General features: G+C 62.1%; 20 protein-coding genes. 10 read left to right on the forward strand and 10 right to left on the reverse strand.

Annotated features, from left to right (window positions below; all coding sequences use genetic code 11):
• Positions 1–105: 105 nt before the first annotated feature.
• Positions 106–1,461, forward strand: a complete 1,356-nt coding sequence (locus DXT77_RS06585) for an MATE family efflux transporter (protein ID WP_119427068.1) — start codon at positions 106–108, stop codon at positions 1,459–1,461.
• Positions 1,462–1,630: 169 nt separating this feature from the next.
• Complete coding sequence (locus DXT77_RS06590) at positions 1,631–2,629, forward strand: acyltransferase (protein WP_119427131.1); 999 nt, start codon at positions 1,631–1,633, stop codon at positions 2,627–2,629.
• 6 nt (positions 2,630–2,635) lie between these two features.
• Here the strand turns inward: DXT77_RS06590 and DXT77_RS06595 are convergent, their stop codons facing one another.
• A complete protein-coding gene (locus DXT77_RS06595; protein ID WP_119427069.1) occupies positions 2,636–4,072 on the reverse strand; it encodes an amidase in 1,437 nt (478 codons plus the stop codon).
• 120 nt (positions 4,073–4,192) lie between these two features.
• On the opposite strand from DXT77_RS06595, the gene DXT77_RS06600 reads away from it, so the two are divergent.
• Both DXT77_RS06600 and DXT77_RS06605 read left to right on the forward strand, forming a co-directional pair.
• Positions 4,193–5,098 carry a LysR family transcriptional regulator gene (locus DXT77_RS06600; RefSeq protein ID WP_119427070.1) on the forward strand — a complete coding sequence of 302 codons (906 nt, stop codon included), beginning with the start codon at positions 4,193–4,195 and terminating at the stop codon, positions 5,096–5,098.
• A 54-nt stretch (positions 5,099–5,152) separates the two neighbouring features.
• Entirely contained in the window at positions 5,153–5,710 is a 558-nt protein-coding gene (locus tag DXT77_RS06605; protein ID WP_085711574.1) for a YceI family protein, read from the forward strand.
• Positions 5,711–5,716: 6 nt separating this feature from the next.
• Here DXT77_RS06605 and DXT77_RS06610 read toward each other — a convergent pair whose 3' ends face one another.
• From DXT77_RS06610 to DXT77_RS06620, 3 genes are all read right to left on the reverse strand, one after another.
• Positions 5,717–5,929, reverse strand: coding sequence for a YXWGXW repeat-containing protein (locus DXT77_RS06610; protein ID WP_119427071.1), 213 nt, complete (start codon positions 5,927–5,929; stop codon positions 5,717–5,719).
• 42 nt (positions 5,930–5,971) lie between these two features.
• Complete coding sequence (locus tag DXT77_RS06615) at positions 5,972–6,298, reverse strand: YXWGXW repeat-containing protein (protein WP_119427072.1); 327 nt, start codon at positions 6,296–6,298, stop codon at positions 5,972–5,974.
• Between the two features lie 126 nt (positions 6,299–6,424).
• Complete coding sequence (locus DXT77_RS06620) at positions 6,425–6,910, reverse strand: DUF3592 domain-containing protein (protein WP_119427073.1); 486 nt, start codon at positions 6,908–6,910, stop codon at positions 6,425–6,427.
• 155 nt (positions 6,911–7,065) lie between these two features.
• Here DXT77_RS06620 and DXT77_RS06625 point away from each other — a divergent pair, with 155 nt between their 5' ends.
• Positions 7,066–7,752: a GNAT family N-acetyltransferase gene (locus DXT77_RS06625; RefSeq protein ID WP_119427074.1), complete on the forward strand. Its 687-nt coding sequence runs from the start codon at positions 7,066–7,068 to the stop codon at positions 7,750–7,752.
• Between the two features lie 65 nt (positions 7,753–7,817).
• Here DXT77_RS06625 and DXT77_RS06630 read toward each other — a convergent pair whose 3' ends face one another.
• Positions 7,818–8,258 carry a hotdog fold domain-containing protein gene (locus tag DXT77_RS06630; RefSeq protein ID WP_119427075.1) on the reverse strand — a complete coding sequence of 147 codons (441 nt, stop codon included), beginning with the start codon at positions 8,256–8,258 and terminating at the stop codon, positions 7,818–7,820.
• A gap of 164 nt (positions 8,259–8,422) precedes the next feature.
• On the opposite strand from DXT77_RS06630, the gene DXT77_RS06635 reads away from it, so the two are divergent.
• The gene (locus DXT77_RS06635) at positions 8,423–9,049 is read left to right on the forward strand and encodes a TetR/AcrR family transcriptional regulator (protein WP_119427076.1); all 627 of its coding nucleotides are present in this window, start codon (positions 8,423–8,425) and stop codon (positions 9,047–9,049) included.
• Between the two features lie 183 nt (positions 9,050–9,232).
• Here DXT77_RS06635 and DXT77_RS06640 read toward each other — a convergent pair whose 3' ends face one another.
• Positions 9,233–9,874, reverse strand: coding sequence for a TetR/AcrR family transcriptional regulator (locus DXT77_RS06640; protein ID WP_119427077.1), 642 nt, complete (start codon positions 9,872–9,874; stop codon positions 9,233–9,235).
• 100 nt (positions 9,875–9,974) lie between these two features.
• Here DXT77_RS06640 and DXT77_RS06645 point away from each other — a divergent pair, with 100 nt between their 5' ends.
• Positions 9,975–10,559 (forward strand): NAD(P)H-dependent oxidoreductase, encoded by a 585-nt coding sequence (locus DXT77_RS06645; protein ID WP_119427078.1) that lies wholly within the window; start codon positions 9,975–9,977, stop codon positions 10,557–10,559.
• Positions 10,560–10,668: 109 nt separating this feature from the next.
• Here DXT77_RS06645 and DXT77_RS06655 read toward each other — a convergent pair whose 3' ends face one another.
• Positions 10,669–11,787, reverse strand: a complete 1,119-nt coding sequence (locus DXT77_RS06655) for a P1 family peptidase (protein WP_119427079.1) — start codon at positions 11,785–11,787, stop codon at positions 10,669–10,671.
• A 27-nt stretch (positions 11,788–11,814) separates the two neighbouring features.
• The gene (locus tag DXT77_RS06660) at positions 11,815–12,918 is read right to left on the reverse strand and encodes an extracellular solute-binding protein (protein ID WP_119427080.1); all 1,104 of its coding nucleotides are present in this window, start codon (positions 12,916–12,918) and stop codon (positions 11,815–11,817) included.
• 111 nt (positions 12,919–13,029) lie between these two features.
• Here DXT77_RS06660 and DXT77_RS06665 point away from each other — a divergent pair, with 111 nt between their 5' ends.
• Positions 13,030–13,803, forward strand: a complete 774-nt coding sequence (locus tag DXT77_RS06665; RefSeq protein ID WP_119427081.1) for a helix-turn-helix transcriptional regulator — start codon at positions 13,030–13,032, stop codon at positions 13,801–13,803.
• Between the two features lie 6 nt (positions 13,804–13,809).
• Here the strand turns inward: DXT77_RS06665 and DXT77_RS06670 are convergent, their stop codons facing one another.
• The gene (locus DXT77_RS06670; protein ID WP_119427082.1) at positions 13,810–14,751 is read right to left on the reverse strand and encodes a class I SAM-dependent methyltransferase; all 942 of its coding nucleotides are present in this window, start codon (positions 14,749–14,751) and stop codon (positions 13,810–13,812) included.
• A gap of 188 nt (positions 14,752–14,939) precedes the next feature.
• Here DXT77_RS06670 and DXT77_RS06675 point away from each other — a divergent pair, with 188 nt between their 5' ends.
• Both DXT77_RS06675 and DXT77_RS06680 read left to right on the forward strand, forming a co-directional pair.
• Entirely contained in the window at positions 14,940–15,353 is a 414-nt protein-coding gene (locus tag DXT77_RS06675) for a response regulator (protein ID WP_119427083.1), read from the forward strand.
• Positions 15,354–15,416: 63 nt separating this feature from the next.
• Complete coding sequence (locus tag DXT77_RS06680; protein ID WP_119427084.1) at positions 15,417–16,085, forward strand: HAD-IA family hydrolase; 669 nt, start codon at positions 15,417–15,419, stop codon at positions 16,083–16,085.
• Here the strand turns inward: DXT77_RS06680 and DXT77_RS06685 are convergent.
• The gene (locus DXT77_RS06685) at positions 16,079–16,738 is read right to left on the reverse strand and encodes an isoprenylcysteine carboxylmethyltransferase family protein (RefSeq protein WP_119427085.1); all 660 of its coding nucleotides are present in this window, start codon (positions 16,736–16,738) and stop codon (positions 16,079–16,081) included. The two genes, DXT77_RS06680 and DXT77_RS06685, sit on opposite strands and share 7 nt — an antisense overlap.
• Positions 16,739–16,841: the final 103 nt, after the last annotated feature.

Raw genomic sequence — 16,841 nt, forward strand, 5'->3', positions numbered from 1 at the left:
GACAGGGGGTGGAGATTACGAAGTTTTAATGCAAAGGGGTACGACCTGAACGGCTGTGCATACCTTAGACTCTCCCACATTGCCTCCTCCCGAGACGGACTCTCAATGCAAACCCCCGCGCAAAACCCCCTCTGGAAAACCTACCTGCTGTTCCTCGCCCCCATGGTGCTGTCGAACTTCCTGCAATCCATGTCGGGCACGGTCAACAGCATCTACATCGGCCAGATGCTCGGCACTCAGGCACTGGCGGCGGTGTCGGGGATGTTTCCGATCATCTTTTTCTTCATCGCGCTGGTCATCGGTCTGGGGGCCGGGGCAGGGGTGTTGATCGGTCAGGCGTGGGGCGCGCGTGAGTCGCATATGGTGAAGGCGATTGCCGGGGCGACGCTGTTGCTGGGGGTGTTGATCGGGCTGGTCGCGGCGGTGTTTGGCAGTGTGTTTGCGCGTCAGGCGTTGCAGGGGTTGGGCACGCCGGCGGATGTGCTGGATGACGCGGTTTCCTACGCCCGGGTGATGATGTGGACCTTGCCGTTTGTGCTGGTGTACGTGCTGTTCACTCAGCTGTTGCGCGGGGTGAGCGACACGCTGTCGCCGATGCTCGCGCTGCTGCTGTCGACCGTTGTCGGTCTGGCGCTGACCCCGGCGTTCATTCGCGGCTGGTTCGGCTTGCCGCAACTGGGCATACAGAGCGCGGCGTTCGCCGGTCTGGCCGGTACGCTGGCGGCAATGGCGTGGCTGGCGTGGAGCCTGATCCGCAAAGGCCATCCGCTGGCGCCGGATCGGGAGTTCTTTGCGTCGTTGCGCCTGGATGGCGAGATTCTCGGCAAGGTGTTGCGCATCGGTCTGCCGACCGGGGTGCAGATGATTGTGTTGTCGCTGTCGGAGCTGGTGATCCTGGCACTGGTCAACCAGCACGGCTCACAGGCAACGGCGGCCTATGGCGCGGTGACACAGATCGTCAACTACGTGCAGTTTCCGGCGCTGTCGATTGCAATCACTGCGTCGATCCTCGGTGCCCAGGCGATTGGCGCCGGGCGGCTGGAGCGGATGGGGCCGATCCTGCGCACCGGGTTGTGGATCAACGTGTGCCTGACCGGTGGCCTGATCGTGCTCGGTTACCTGTTGTCGCACTGGCTGCTGGGGCTGTTCCTCACCGAAGACTCGACCCGGGCCATGGCCGAACATCTGCTGCACATCATGCTGTGGAGCCTGCTGATCTTCGGCTTCCAGGCGATCATCGGCGGCATCATGCGCGCCAGCGGCACCGTGTTGGTGCCAGTGGCCATCGCGATCATTTGCGTGGTGGGTGTGCAGTTGCCGGCGGCGTACTGGCTCGACGGGCAGTTTGGTTTGCAGGGCGTGTGGATGGCGTTTCCGGTGGCGTATCTGGGGATGCTGGTACTGCAGACGCTGTATTACAAACTGGTCTGGCAGCATCAGAAAATCGAGCGGTTGGTGTAGTACTTGTCGCCAGCAGCCAGAAGGACCGTTCCTCAGGGAGCGGCCCTTTTTCATGCCCGGTGCAGAGCCACTGAACCGAATCCTTTCGCCCGGCGAAAAATAGCTGTTGTCCCGTCGCAAAGCGTCGTAGCTTAGCCGCCCATAACTACAAGGACAGGTGAGGGTGTTCGTGGGCGTCTATCGATTGTTGCTGGCGGTGCTGGTGGCTTTGTCCCATATGGGGATCAATTTTGCGGGGCTGAACCCGGGTGTGGTCGCGGTGATCTCGTTTCTGATCATCAGCGGTTTCGTGATGACCTCGCTCATCGAGCGTAACTACAAGGCGCTGGATAAAGTCGGGTCGTTCTATCTGGATCGGGCCTTGAGACTCTATCCGCAATTCCTGTTTTATCTGTGCCTGTCCTGCGCGGTGATCTATTTCTTGCTGCCCGGCACACCTCAGGCTGCCGAACTGACGTTCAAGCATATCGTCGCGAATCTGGCGATCGTGCCACTGGATTTCTACATGTTCGGTCTGGCCGGCACCCAGCTCATGCCGCCTGCGTGGTCGCTGGGGCTGGAGCTGTGTTTCTATCTGGCGATTCCGTTTCTGCTGATCTTCAAGCTGCGGGGCGTGGCGTTTGCTCTGTCCGTGGCCGTGTTCATGGTCGCGTGCCTGGGCTACATCAACACGGATGTCTACGGTTACCGGCTGCTGCCGGGCGTGTTGTTCATGTTCCTCTGCGGCAGCTATCTGTACGGCGCGCAGGGCAAGGGCCGGCTGATCGCGATGGGCACGTTCGTGGCTGCGGCATTGCTGTTTGTCGCAATCATGGCCGGCTGGATCGAGCGTCGGCCCTTCAATGCCGAAGTCACACTGGGCGTCGCCTTGGGCATTCCGGCCGTGTACCTGTTGACGAGGCTGCGACAGCATCCGCTTGACGAGTTCTTCGGCAACATCAGTTATGGCGTGTTTCTCAATCATTTCGTGGCGATGTACCTGCTGCGTGCCCTCTGGCCGCTGGCCTGGATTGGCTGGTATGTCGAGGCGGTGATGGCGCTGTCATTTGTCATGAGCATCGTGTCCTACCACGTCATTGAAAAACCGGCCCTGAAGCTGCGTCACAAGCTGCGGGCCGGTGGGCGATCGGGCATGGCACAGGCACCCGGTAGCGAACCGGTTGCCTGAGTGATGTCAGCCTGCGTGGCCGACCCGGATCCGTGGGCGCAGATGTCGCCAGGGCAACGCTTGCTCAAGTTGTGAAGCCAGGCGCAGCAGCCTGTCTTCCGCACCGAAGCGAGCGGCCAGTTGCACGCCGATCGGAAAGCCGTCGCGGGACATCCCCAGCGGCAGTGAAATGGCAGGTGTCCCGGCGACGTTGAACACTGGCGTGAACGGTGAGTGCTCGAACACTCGAGCCGTCCATTGCAGGCCGTCCAGGGTCTCGGCGCCGCGATTGTAGGTGCCGATGGCTTGCGGCAGTTGCGGCAGGGTCGGGGACAGCAGGATGTCGATGGACTCGAACCACGCGGCCACTTGCCGGGCGACGCTGTTGCGCGCTTCCAGCGCGGCGGCGAAATCCGTGCCGCGTGATTGCTGGCCGAAGGCGTAACAGGCGAGGGTGGCCGGCTCCAGGGTGTTGCGATCGACTGGCCGCCGGGTAGCGGCGGCGAGAGGGTCGATCCAGCGCACCAGGCTGGCACACCAGATATGCGCGTTGGCCTCGACGAACGCGTCCCACGACAGACCGAGCGGCGCCCGGACGGTTTCAACCTGATGGCCTAGGGATTCAAGCTCTCGGGCAACACGGGCGGTGGCATCACTGATCTCGGCATCGACACTGGCCCCGTTCCACGGTGTATCGAGCAAACCGATACGCAAGCGTCCCGGATCGCGGCCGACCTGAGCGAGAAAACCTTCCGCCGGTGCCGCCGTGTAATAAGGATCTCCCGGCGCACAGCCTTGCACCACATCCATCAGCGCCGCGCTGTCGCGCACCGTCCGCGACAGGCCCAATTGCACGCCGAGCCCGGCGAACACTTCGTCCATCAATGGCCCGTGGGAGCTGCGACCGCGCGTCGGCTTGAGGCCCACCAGCCCGTTGAAAGCGGCCGGAACGCGGATCGATCCTGCCGCGTCGGTGGCATGAGCGATCGGCACGATACCCGCCGCGACGGCAGCCCCGGCACCACCGCTTGAGCCGCCGGCGGAAAGTTGCGGGTTCCAAGGATTGCGGGTCGGGCCTTGCAGGAGGGAGTCGGTTTCGGTGCTGAACGCCATTTCCGGCGTGGTAGTTCGGCCCAGGGTGATGAGCCCGGCGGCGTTGAAGCGCTGCATCAGCGTGGAATCGATTTCCGCGACCAGGCCTTGGGCGAGTCGGCTGCCCAGTTCATTGCGCCGCCCGGCTGCGGTGATCGCCAGGTCCTTGATCAGAAATGGCACCCCGGCCAAGGGGCCGCTGCCCGTGGTCGCGGTCGGTGTCCAGTGCTCGATGACGGCGTTGATCGATGGGTTGACCTGCCGTATCGCTTCGATGGCCAGAGCGGCCAGCTCTTTGGCGTGGACTTCGCCTGAGGCAACCAGTTGCGCGAGGCCGATGCCGTCATGTTCGGCGTATTCGTTGAGGTTCATGGATAGCACTCCGAGAGGGAGCGTCGATATTAGGTCGCAGGGCCTCAGCTGATTAGCCCATAATCGCGGCATGCAATGTGCCATGGGTGGCACAGTTGATTGCTTTCAGGCAGGCCCGAAATGATCCGTGACTTGAACGACACACTGGTTTTTGTCTGCGTGGTGCGCCTAGGCAGCTTCACCGCCGCCGCCCAAGCCTTGCAGATACCGAAAACCACGGTCAGCCGCCGGGTGCGTGAGCTGGAGCAGGCCATCGGTGTGCAACTGCTGCGCCGCACCACCCGCCAGTTGAGCCTGACCGAGGCCGGGGCGGTGTATTACGAGCAGTGCAAATCCATCGCCGACACACTCGAACACGCCGAACGGGCGGTGCATCAATTGCGTGACGGGCCCCGTGGCTGGTTGCGGGTGACGGTGCCGTTTTCATTCGGGGTGAGTTGGTTTGCACCGCTGTTGGCGGGGTTTCGTCAGGCGTATCCGGAGATTCGTCTGGAGATTCTGGCCTCCCATGTGCCGATGGATCTGGTGGGCGAGGAGATCGACGTCGCACTGCGGCTTGGGGCTTTGCCGGACTCGAGTCTGATCGCCCGTCGGCTGGCCAGTTTTGCCACGGGCATTTACGCGGCCCCGCAATACCTCGCCCGCCACGGTACGCCGCAAGCCCCGGAAGAATTGCTTCACCATCAGACGTTGACGCTGCATCAGGCCCGGCGTGATGTCGGTTATGTCTGGCCATTGCGTCGGGAAGGGGGGCGCCTGAGAGACTATCGTGTGGAACCCTCCATCCTGGCCAACGACCCGGCGCTGATGCACGACGCGTTGCTCGCCGGCGAGGGACTGAGCCTGGCGATGGACCAGAGCATGCAAGCGGATGTGCAGGCCGGACGCCTGATCCGGGTGTTGCCGGAGTGGATCGGCCCGCCGCAGGATCTCAACGCGGTCACGGCTCGCGAGCATCTGCCATCGCCCAAGGTGACGGCGTTGATCGGATACCTGAAGGCGCACATGCCAGACGGAGTGGCGTAAGCGGCGGTTGTTTGCTTAAGTCAATCGAGGCCTACCGAGGCGCCGGAGCATCCCATGTCGATTCGATTGTTGTTGGCTGCCGTGTGTTGCCTGATCCTCATGCCGACGGCGCAGGCGGTGGAGTACACCCGGGTCAATACCGCCGCCAGCCAGATCAGCTTCACCTACAACCAGATGGGCTCGCGGATGTACGGCACGTTCGGCAAGTTCGACGCGACGCTGGACTTCGACACTGCCAATCTGAGCAACGCCCGCACCACGTTGCACATCGACCTCACGAGCATCGACGCCGGCAGCGAAGACGCCAACACGGAGCTGGTGAAACCGGCGTGGTTCGACACGCAAAAATTTCCGACGGCAGTGTTCGAGTCGACCGGTTTCAGCCGGGTCGATGAAAACCATTACCTGGTGGCCGGCCGGCTCACCCTCAAAGGCATCACCCATGAAGTACAGGTGCCGGTGCATCTGAAACCGGACAACAGCATCGGCATCTTCGACGGTGAACTGGTACTCAAGCGCGATGCCTTCGGCCTCGGTGCCGGCGAGTGGGCCGACACCGTGGTTTCGAACGACATCGCGATCAAGTTCAAGGTCGTTGCACCGGCCCAGTGACCGGGCTCAATACGCCCGCCAATGCCCCGGCACCCAGCGCCACTGGTTGCCGGCCCAGCGGTAATGCCCGGCGACCCAGTGATAGCCCGGCGCAGGCATCGCCGGAACCACTTCGACGATCGGTGGTGGACGGTGCGGGCGCGCCGGTTCGACGACACAACCCGACAGGGTGATTGCCACCAGTGTGGCGGTGATCAAGGTTTTCAGGGTTTTCGACATGGTGATGTTCCTGGTGGGTAACGTTGGCAGACGGTTGCGCGATCAACGCACCCAATGGCCTTCAATCCAGTACCAGTTCGGCCCGCGCGCCTGCCAGTGGCCAGGTTCCCAGCGTGCGCCATGGTGACGCACCGGTTGCCAGTGACCGGGCATCCAGACATAACCACGACCTTCCCAGCGCCAGTGGCCGCGATCCCAGGCGTAACCTGCCCGTGGACCGGGCATCGGTTCCATGCGCATTGGTGGCGGTGCTTCGCGGATGATCATTTCGGGTTGGGCAAATACGGGGGAACTGGCCAGCGCGGCCAGCGTCACGGGCACCAGCAGCAGGGCTTTTCGCCATTTCAACAGGGAACGCAGAACGTTCATGACAACTCCTCAGGGCCTGCGTCGGGAAAGTGAACGCAGTTGAAGAATTGGACGCCAAATCGGCGAAAGATCCGACGCCGGCCGGATGAAATTTTTGTCAGGAACGGCGCCGGAAAAGAGGATGAATCAGTAGAAACGATCTTCTTCTTTCATGGCCTGGATCTGCCAGAGCGTCCTGCCCGAGATCAGCAGGAACAGCACCCCGAGCAAAAGGCCGCCGGTCATGATGTAGAAGCCCGGGCGGTAGCTGTGCAGTTCGGCGGCAATGGCGTTCTTCTCCGGCAGCCAGCGTGAAACCAGCAGAGGGATCGGCCCGCCCACTTCATATTGCGTGTGCTCGGCGTAACGCTCGTCGACGAACTGATCTTCGTGGATCTGCCCCTGATCGTCGGTGTAGCGGTAGTGAAGGATCTTGCCGTTCCGGTTCATCCGGATCTCTTCCAGTTGCGTGACGGTGCCGCTGACTTCCATGGCATTGAACTGCAACAGACCATAACGAATGCCCTGATGGCGGGCCATGCCGGCCAGCAGCAACACTACACAGCATGCGACAGTCAACATCACGATACGGTTGTAGAGATGATCCCTTTGGGCTTCGCGCGGGTAGTACATCGGACGATCCTTCGTGATTTCGGAATAGAGAAAGGCTGCATCGGCGGCGGTGCGGGCAACTTTAGCCAGTGTCCGCGCCCGGGCGCGGTATGATGTCGGCGTTTGCCACGGTCAGCCCGGTGGCAATCTGTGTTTACCGCCGGAGTTCACCCGCCATGCCCCGCATCACCCACTACAAATCCCCGTGCCCCGAAGGCGTCAACAGCCAGATCCTGCAAATGGTGGTCGACTACCTGACCGACATCAGCGCCATCGGTCTCGGCCCGAGCAACCTGCTGTACAACGTCTATCAATACGCGGTCGGCTACGAGGTGCATTTATATCTGGAGGCGCTGAACGGCGAGAAGGGCACTGAAGTGGAGCTGCTGGTGGCCACCGACGACGATGATCCGGAACAGGTGATCGGCTTCCTGTTGTACTTGCCGGTGCAAGGCGACTGGGAAGCGTGCAATGTGGCCTATCTGGCGGTCGCTCAGCCGCATCGCCGCCAGGGCGTGGCCCGTGCGCTGATTGCTGACATGGTTGCGCGTTACCCCCATGCCGAACTGACGTGCAGCATGGGTAAAGTCCCGTATTTCGAGGCGCTGGGCTTTGAAGTGCTGGGCCAGCTGGAGACTCAGGTGCTGATGAGCACCCGGCATTACCGCAGCAACGGTTTGCGCGGGTTTATCGACACCACGCCGATCTACCGTTCGCTGGAAGTGCAGCAGATTCACACCTACCTGCTGCAAAAGCACGGCAAACGGGCGATGGTCGATGCCGAAAAGCAGCGTGACCGGCATCTGGATCAAGTCACCCGCCACACCGAAGAATTTGTCCGCCAGCGCCTGACCGTGCACTGATCCGGCCAACGGCAAAAAGCCCTTGTTGCGATGACCGCAACAAGGGCTTTTTTGTGCCCGTGATTTCAGGACAGCTTCACGTTCATGGTGATCCGTGCCGTGAACACCTTCTTGCCCTCGGCGTCGTGGATGTCCACCGGCACGATCTTGTCGCCTTCGGTCTGCCAGTCCAGCCCTTCGCCATTGGCCACGGCAGTGACATCGGATTTGGCCTTGGCCAGATACTCGACGGTCATGCCTTTGGGAATCCAGCGTGCACCCGCGGGAATCGACACATCGGTCATCATCCCCGCCGCGAGTTCGGCGGCGTTGCACATGGCGATGGCGTGCACGGTGCCGAGGTGGTTGGTGATCTCGCGGCGGAACGGCACCTGCACCGTTGCCGAGCCTGCACGCAGCTCGCTGACCAACGGATGGATGCTGCTGAAATAAGGCGCGACCTGGCAGGCCATCTGGCTGAACGCTTGGGGGCCGGCGCTGGTGAACATGCTGAGAAACTGACTCATGGTGAAGCCTCGCGATTAGGGTAATTTACAGAATGATATTCCGTTACAGAATATTGTTCTGTAACGGAACGGTATTCTGTTCGTGGGAAATCTGTCAACCTAGGCGCGTTTCGATTACCGGCACCGGCGTGCCTTTCAACCGGATTTACAAGGCTTTCAACCCCATGGACACCTCAGATCTACTCGAGCGCAGCTACCCCGGACGCCGGGCCGAACTCAAGCGCGACATCTTTCGCAAGGCCCTGCACCTGTTCAACGAACAGGGGATCGAGGCCACCACCATCGAAATGATCCGCGCCGAGTGCGACACCAGTGTTGGTGCGATCTACCACCATTTCGGCAACAAGGAGGGGCTGGTGGCCGCGTTGTTTTTCACTGCGCTGGAAGATCAGGGGCGCTTGCGCGACGCCTATCTGGCCGAGGCGACGACCACTGAAGAGGGCGTGCAGGCGCTGGTCTACAGCTATGTGGACTGGGTCGAAAACCAGCCGGAATGGGCGCGGTTCCAGTATCACGCGCGTTATGCCGTGACCCGCGGTCCGCACAAGGATGAACTCGCCGACCGCAACAGGACGCGCAACCAGGGCCTGCGCACCTGGCTAAGCGAATCCGGGCGCGCCACTGAACTCAATGAATGCCCGGCCGAACTGCTGCCGTCGCTGATCGTCGGCCAGGCCGACAGCTATTGCCGTGCATGGTTGTCGGGAAGAGTGCAGGGCAGTCCGAAGGCTTATCGCGAGTTGCTGGCGCAAGCCGCATGGCGTTCGATCCGCCGCGAACCGGAACGCTGATTTTCAGGGACAAAAAAAGAGCCTCAAGACTCTTTGATGGGGAGGAAGTAGAGCCCGTGAGGCTCAAGATGCGCGTGAAACAAGGTGCGGGCTTGATTGGGGTTCAGGGCACCCGCACCTACGCAGCGGTTTGGCGAGCCAAGCGGCTGCGTATCTCCATCCTAGGAAGGTGCCCGGACGGTCTCAAGTACCGTCAGTCACTTGCTTTGCGGCGCTGGCGGCGGCCCTTTCGACCATTGCGGTGATGGTTGCAAACAACTCGTCGCGGGCTTGCGCCGCGCTGATTTCGTCGGTGGCCGCTGCTTGAGACAAGGCCTCGGCGGCACCGAGCATGGCGCGCAGTCCTGCTTGGGTAATGTCGCCACCGTCAGCGAACGGCGACAGCACACGGCGGCATTTCTCGAGGAAGATCGCCTCGTACTCGCGCTTGATCTTCTCCAGTTCCGGCGTGCTCGCCAGGGCGGCAATCACCCCCGGAATCTCATTGCCCTGAGTCAGCACACAGTCGACATACGACGTGGCAATCACCGAGGCAGTGCCGCTCAACGTCGCCTCGCAATTGTCCAGCGCGGCATCCATCAGTGCGGTCTGGCGCCTGTCGAAATCCTGATACAGCGCTGCCAGCAAACCGGCGCGGGTGATGAAGTGGTCATACACCACCGGTTTGGTCACACCGGCCTTTTCCGCCAGATAACCCAGCGTCAGGGCATCGGTGCCTTCTTCGCGAATCAATTGCCAGGCCATGTCGAGCAACTGGCGCTGACGGTCTTCCCGGGACAGGCGTCGGCGGGGTTGAACGGATTCGGGGATTTCAGTGGTTGACATTGCTTATATACCAAACGTAACTTACTGAAGGTAACTTACTAAATGTAGCTTATCGAAAGGATAAGCCCTTGGTCAGCAATCACCAACCGGAGATTTCCCCATGCACGCATTGATTGTTGTGGCTCATGACGACCCCCGTTCACTGACGCATGCGTTGGCGCAGAACATCGCCAAAGGCCTGTCGGAGAACGATCCGTCCAACACCTTCGAAATTGCTGACTTGCACGCCGAGGAATTCGATCCGCGTTTCGGCGTGGCCGACTGGGCGGTGCATCATCGTGAGTCTGCACCGCCGGCAGACGTCCTGGCCGAGCAGACGCGGATCGACCGCGCCGATGCGCTGGTCCTGGTATATCCGGTGTTCTGGTGGTCGATGCCGGCGCTGCTCAAGGGCTGGATCGACCGGGTGTTCAGCAATGGCTGGGCGTTTGATTTCGACGGCGATTCGACCCTGAAGAAGCTCGGACGCCTGCGCGTGCAACTGGTTGCACTCGGCGGGGCCGATGCGCGCACCTACGAACGCCACGGCTACGGCGCGGCGATGAAGACGCAGATCGATCACGGGATTTTCGATTACTGCGGGGCGACGGTGGCGGGCTCGGCGTTGTTGCTGGAGTCCGAGTTGCGCGACCCTGCGGTGCAACTGCAGGCGGCGCGCGAACTCGGACTTGGGTTGTTCCGCTGACCCCCTGTGGGAGCGAGCTTGCTCGCGATTGCGATCTGCCAGTCAAGGCATGTGTTGAATGACACACCGCCATCGCGAGCAGGCTCGCTCCCACAACGGGGCTACGGTGTCAGCGAGCGCCCGGCCAGCCGGCTTTTTCGAGAGCGGCGAGCAGGGTGGCGGCATCCAGCCCCGGCACCGAATGCCCGTTGCCTTCGGTGCTGCCGCTGGCAAGCAGGGCGTTGATGATCGCTTCCTCAACCGCCTCGGTCGCCGCCAGAAACAGCTCGCTGATGTGGTCGTTGTTGACCATCCGCAAGCCGTCGCAGGTGGGCGAGCCTTTGCCCTCGTAGGCGGCAGGCGGGACCTGTTCGTTGCCGGTGGCGAAGGCAATGAAAATGTCACCGCTGTGGTCTTCGTTGCCACCGCCGGTACGTGCCAGACCAAGGCTCGCCCGTTGCGCCAGCCGCGTGCATTGATGCGGCAATAACGGCGCATCGGTCGCCAGACACACCACGATCGAACCCATGCCCGGATGCGGCAGCGAAGCGCGCAGGAACGGCGAATCCACCTGTTCCATGTAACGCCCGACCGGGTAGCCGTCGACCCGCAATTCGCTGCGAATCCCGTGGTTGGCCTGAACGATGGCGCCCACCGTCCAGCCGCCCTGAGCCTGGCTCAAGCGGCGCGATGCGGTGCCGATCCCGCCCTTGAATTCATGGCAGATCATGCCGCTGCCACCACCCACTGCGCCTTCCTGCACCGGGCCGTCAACGGCATTGCTCATCGCCTCGGCCACGTGTTCGGGCTTCACGTGAAAGCCGTTGATGTCGTTGAGCAAACCATCGAAGGTTTCCAGCACCACCGGCATGTTCCAGTAGAGACGCCCGTCGTCCGGTTGCTGCGCGCGATCCAGTTCGATCAATGCATCGCGCACCACGCCGAGGCTGTGGGTGTTGGTGAAGGCGATCGGACTGGTCAGCAGGCCGGCCTCGCGAATCCATTCCAGCCCCGTCGCATCACCGTTGCCGTTGAGTACGTGAACGCCGGCAAAACACGGTTGTGCATTGGTCGAACCAGCACGGGGTTCGATCAGCGTGACGCCGGTGCGGACATCACGTCCGCTGGCGCTTTGACCGCGCACATTGCTGTGGCCAACCCGTACACCGGGTACGTCGGTGATGGCGTTGAGCGGGCCGGGCTGCAGTTGGCCGATGCGGATATGGAGATCGCGGGTACGTGGTTTCATGGAGTTTTCTTCTCTGTTCATTTTTGATTATTGGCCGTTTTTGACCTTGCTCCAGACCCGCGTGCGCACCCGTTCGGTGGCTTTGGGCAGGGGTTCGAGGGTGAACAGCGTGGCCATCGCCGTGGCAGACGGATACACCGCCGGGTTGTCGCGGGTGGCTTCGGCGACCAGCGCGGTGGCGGCGCGATTGCCATTGGGATAGGAGAGGCGATCGCTGACCGGCGCAATCACCTCGGGCCGCAGCAGGTAGTCGATGAACGCCAGGCCCTGGGCCGGATGCGGCGCGTCCTTGAGCAGCACCAGCGTGTCGAACCACACCGGCGCGCCTTCTTTCGGCAGGCTGTACTGGATCTTCACACCGTTGCCGGCCTGCTCGGCGTTGGTCTTGGCTTCGAGCATCGCGCCGGACCAGCCGACCGCCACGCAGATGTTGCCGTTGGACAGGTCGCTGATGAATTTCGAGGAGTTGAAGTAGGCGATGTGCGGGCGCAGTTTCAGCAGCAGCGCTTCGGCTTTCTGATAGTCCTCGGCGTTGGTGCTGTTGGGCGGCAGGCCGAGATAGTGCAGCGCGACCGGAAGCATTTCCGATGGTGAATCGAGCATCGCCACGCCGCACTCGCCGAGTTTGGCCAGGTTCTCTTCCTTGAACACCAGATCCCAGGAGTCCACCGGCGCCTTGTCGCCCAGCACGGCGCGTACTTTATCGACGTTGTAGCCGATGCCGTTGGTGCCCCACAGATACGGCACGGCGTACTGGTTGCCGGGGTCGTTGTTGGCCAGTTTGCCGAGCAGATCGTTGTCGAGATTCTTCCAGCCCGGCAGTTGATTGCGGGGCAGCGGGGCAAGGGCGCCAGCCTTGATCAGGGTCGGCAGACTGAAGTTGCTCGCCACTACCACGTCGTAGCCGCTGTGGCTGGTCATCAGTTTGCCTTCCAGCACTTCGGCGCTGTCGAAGGTGTCGTAGACAGGTTCGATGCCGCTGTCGCGCTTGAAATCATGCAGGGTGTTCGGGCCGATGTAGTCGTACCAGTTGTAGACATGCACGCTCGGCGCTTCGGCCGCTTGCGCGGTCAGTGCGACGGACACGACGCCCGCCAGGCCCAGGTTGATATACCCACGATGACAACGCATGATGCGGCACTCCTGGCCTGTGACAGGCCGGTGATGAACAGGAGTGGTCAGCCTATCGGGCAGGCCATGCCAGACCCATTCCCATCATGGGTTACTCCAAAGGGGTAGAGCGTGGACGCGTTGCTGCAGGAATTGCCGGTGCATCAGAGCCTGTCGCGGGTGTTCGCCACGGTCGGTCAGGACGGCTTCTGGCGGGCGCTGGTCGATACGCTGCGGCTGCTGGTGCCGCTGGACAATGCGCTGGTGGCGGTGATGCAGGCGGGGCGGGCGCCGCAATTGCTGATCGACTTCGACAGCCAGGGTCGGGCCGACGAGCAGGAAGAACTGGCCGGTTACTGTGCCGGCATGTACCTGCTCGATCCGTTCTACCAGGCCGTCGTCGCCGGGATTGCCGACGGTTTGCACAGCCTCGCGGCCGTGGCGCCGGACCAGTTTCTGCACAGCGAGTACTACCTGAGCTACTTCCGCTCGGTGGTCGGCGCGGATGAGCTGCAGTTCATGGTCAACATCAACGCAGGCGTGCTGGGCTTGTCGATGGGCCGTTCGACCGCGTTCAGTTTGCAGGAGCAGGGGCGGCTGCTCTGCGTGCGGGAATGGGTGTTGTCAGCAATGCGTCGGCATGTGCAGCTGATGCCGCCGCAAGGCGCGGCCGTCGAGGCGCCGGTCGGCGATCTGGCGGCGCTGCTGGACCGTTTCGACGCTCGGCTGACCGCACGCGAAATCGACACGGCGCGCCTGATTCTCCAGGGCTTTTCCAGCAAGGCCATCGCCCAGCAACTGAACATTTCGCCGGAGACTGTGAAGGTCCATCGACGAAACCTCTATCACAAGCTCAACGTCACCGGGCATGGCGAGTTGTTTGCGCTGGTGCTGCGCCCGCGCTGAGCAGGATCAGCCGATCCGCTTGAACAGCAGCGCCTTCAGACCGCTTTCCGGATCGATATCCGGAAACTCTGGCGGGTTCTCCAGCCGCTGCTCGAAACGCAGGCTCGGCGCCTCTTGGGTCACGCCATCGATCAGGAAATCCGGACCGAACGAAGGATCGTTCATGCACGCCAGCACCGTGCCCTGTGCCGTCAGCAGTTCCGGCAGGCGGCGCAGCACACGCTGGTAGTCCTTGGTCAGCAGGAAACTGCCTTTCTGGAATGACGGCGGGTCGATGATCACCAGATCATAGGGGCCGCTGTTGATCACCTTGCCCCAGGACTTGAACAGGTCGTGGCCGAGGAAACTCACCTTGCTCAGGTCATGCCCGTTCAGGCGATGGTTGTCGCGGCCCCGGCTCAGCGCCGCGCGGGACATGTCGAGGTTGACCACATGGCTGGCGCCGCCCTCGATGGCCGCCACCGAGAAGCCGCAGGTGTAGGCGAACAGGTTCAGCACCCGCTTGCCGGCCGCTTGTTCGCGCACCCAGTTGCGCCCATAGCGCATGTCGAGGAATAGCCCGGCGTTCTGCTTGCGACCCAGATCCACGCGGTATTTCAGCCCGCCCTCGATGATGGTCATCTCGTCGATTTCTTCACCCAACAGCCATTCGGCGGTGCTTTGCGGCAGGTAACGGTGCTGGATCAACAGGGTGTGGGCGCCGGACTGCTGCCATTGCTCCGAATGAGTGATCTCCAGCAGCAGACGCTTGAGGCCTTCCAGTTGCGAAGCCTCGGGTTCCTTGAACAGCGACACCAGTACCACGCCTTGCAGCCAGTCCACGGTGACTTGCTCCAGCCCCGGCCAGCAGCGTCCACGACCATGGAACAGGCGCCGGGTTTCGGCCGGGGCCGAAGTCAGCGCGGTAAGCAGGTGGGCGTGGAGAACGGCGAGGGCTTGAGGGTTCATCAATCGGGATCGGCCAGCAAAAGGGCGGGCATTTTAACCACAAAAGCGCCGTGGCGATGGCCCGCCGAGCGACGTTATCGAAAAGACCTGTATCAAAAATGAATTTCTGTACAAGGTGTCGCTCATACCAGATAAGCAGCGGATTGATTCCGCTGAAAACGTTCATGTTGTTCAGGGAGTGCCAGTTCATGTGTCCAGTTCCGTCTTCGAGCGCGCACCTTCCTGACGGGTTGATTCTGGTAGTGGAAGACGATCCGTTGATTCTGGAGTTTTTGTGCGAAATTCTTCAGGAGGAAGGTTTCAAGGTCGAGCCGCAGACCAGTGCCGATGCGGCGTCGCAATACCTGGAAGAGCACGCGCCGGAAGTCGCGTTGCTGCTCACTGACATCACCATGCCCGGCACCCTCAATGGCGCGGACCTGGCTAATCTGGTCGGCGAGCGCTGGCCGGAAAAACCGGTGATGGTCATGTCCGGCTATGAAACGCCGGAAACCTCCGGCGTGCGCCATCCGGTGGCGTTCATCAAGAAGCCCTGGGCCATCGGCCAGTTGCTCGATTGCGTGGACGGCGCGTTCAAATCCAAGGCGCCGCGTCTGCACTGAAGCCTGCGGCAGATGCTACATTGCCGGGCACATTTGCCCGGCTCTGCCTAAGGATGCGATCCCTTGTCTGCTCAAGATGCTGTTTTCAATCGCGCGTTCGGCGCGTTCCTGTTCGACATGGACGGCACCGTCCTCAACTCCATCGCCGCCGCCGAGCGGATCTGGGCGGCCTGGGCCGAGCGTCATGGCGTGGATGTCGAGTCGTTCCTGCCGACCATCCACGGCGTGCGCGCCATCGACACCATCACGCGTCTGAACCTGCCGGGCGTGGACGCCGAGGCGCAAGCGGCGTTCATCACCGAAGCGGAAATCGAAGACGTTGAAGGCATTGTCGAGATTCCGGGTGCGGCGGCGTTTCTCAAGTCGTTGCCGGCAAATCAGTGGGCCATGGTGACCTCGGCGCCACGGGATCTGGCATTGCGGCGGATGGCAGCGGCGGGAATTCCGGAGCCTGCGGTGATGATCACTGCTGAAGATGTGAGCGCCGGTAAACCTGACCCGGCCGGCTACCTACTGGCTGCCAGGCGTCTGGGTCTGGAACCGGCCGATTGCCTGATTTTCGAAGATGCGACGGTCGGCATCCAGGCTGCTGAGGCGGCTGGTGCGCCGTTGATGATCATCACCGCGACCCACCAGCATCCGATCGAGACTGTACACGCGACCATCGCCAGCTACCGCGAGGTTGCGCTGAGTATCGACAGCGACGACCAGTTGCGTCTGCAACCTCAGTAAACGCCCGGCAACAATCGCCAGCTGCGCGCGCAATAGGCGTCGTATTCGGCGCCGAACTGGGTGCGTAGCAAGGCTTCCTCGGAATGGATTCGGGCAATCAGCGGGATCAGCGTCAGCGCCGCCAGCAGGATTCCGACCACCGAACGAAATGCCAGGGCCCAGCCCAGTGCGTTGACGACCAACCCCAGATAGCTGGGATTGCGCAGGCGTGTGTAGATGCCGTCGGTGACCAGACGGTGCCCCGGCTGAATCGCCACCAGTCCGCTGAACCGGTGCCCGAGCACGAACACCGGCCACAGCCGCAACGCCCCACCGACAATGAACAGCAACGCCCCCAGCCAACGGGTGCCTTCGCCGCCCACGGTCCAGAAACCGATACGGTCGCACCAGGCCGGCAGAAAACCACTGACCAGTCCGATCACGCCGAACGCCGGAAGCACCCAGCGATTGGCCCGGTCCTCGCGCTCGCCGGAGCTGAGGTTCACTTCGCTGAACAACGACACCACCACCATCACCAGCGTCGCCAGGGCCACGACCACCAAGGCGCCGTGGGAAAAGAATATCGCCACACCACCGATGCCCCACATCGCCAGACCCAGATAGGCGAGGGTGGCGAGCACCGCGACGACGGTCATTTGCGCTGACATTTTCATAGGCACCTCACGGCTGTTCCGTTCAGTGTAGATCCCGGCACGATCCCCGGCGTTTACCGTTCAGGGAACAGGGTGGACTAAGCTTCAGACAGGGACGTTTCGC

The organism is Pseudomonas sp. 91RF (assembly GCF_003576265.1).
Lineage (GTDB): Bacteria > Pseudomonadota > Gammaproteobacteria > Pseudomonadales > Pseudomonadaceae > Aquipseudomonas > Aquipseudomonas kribbensis.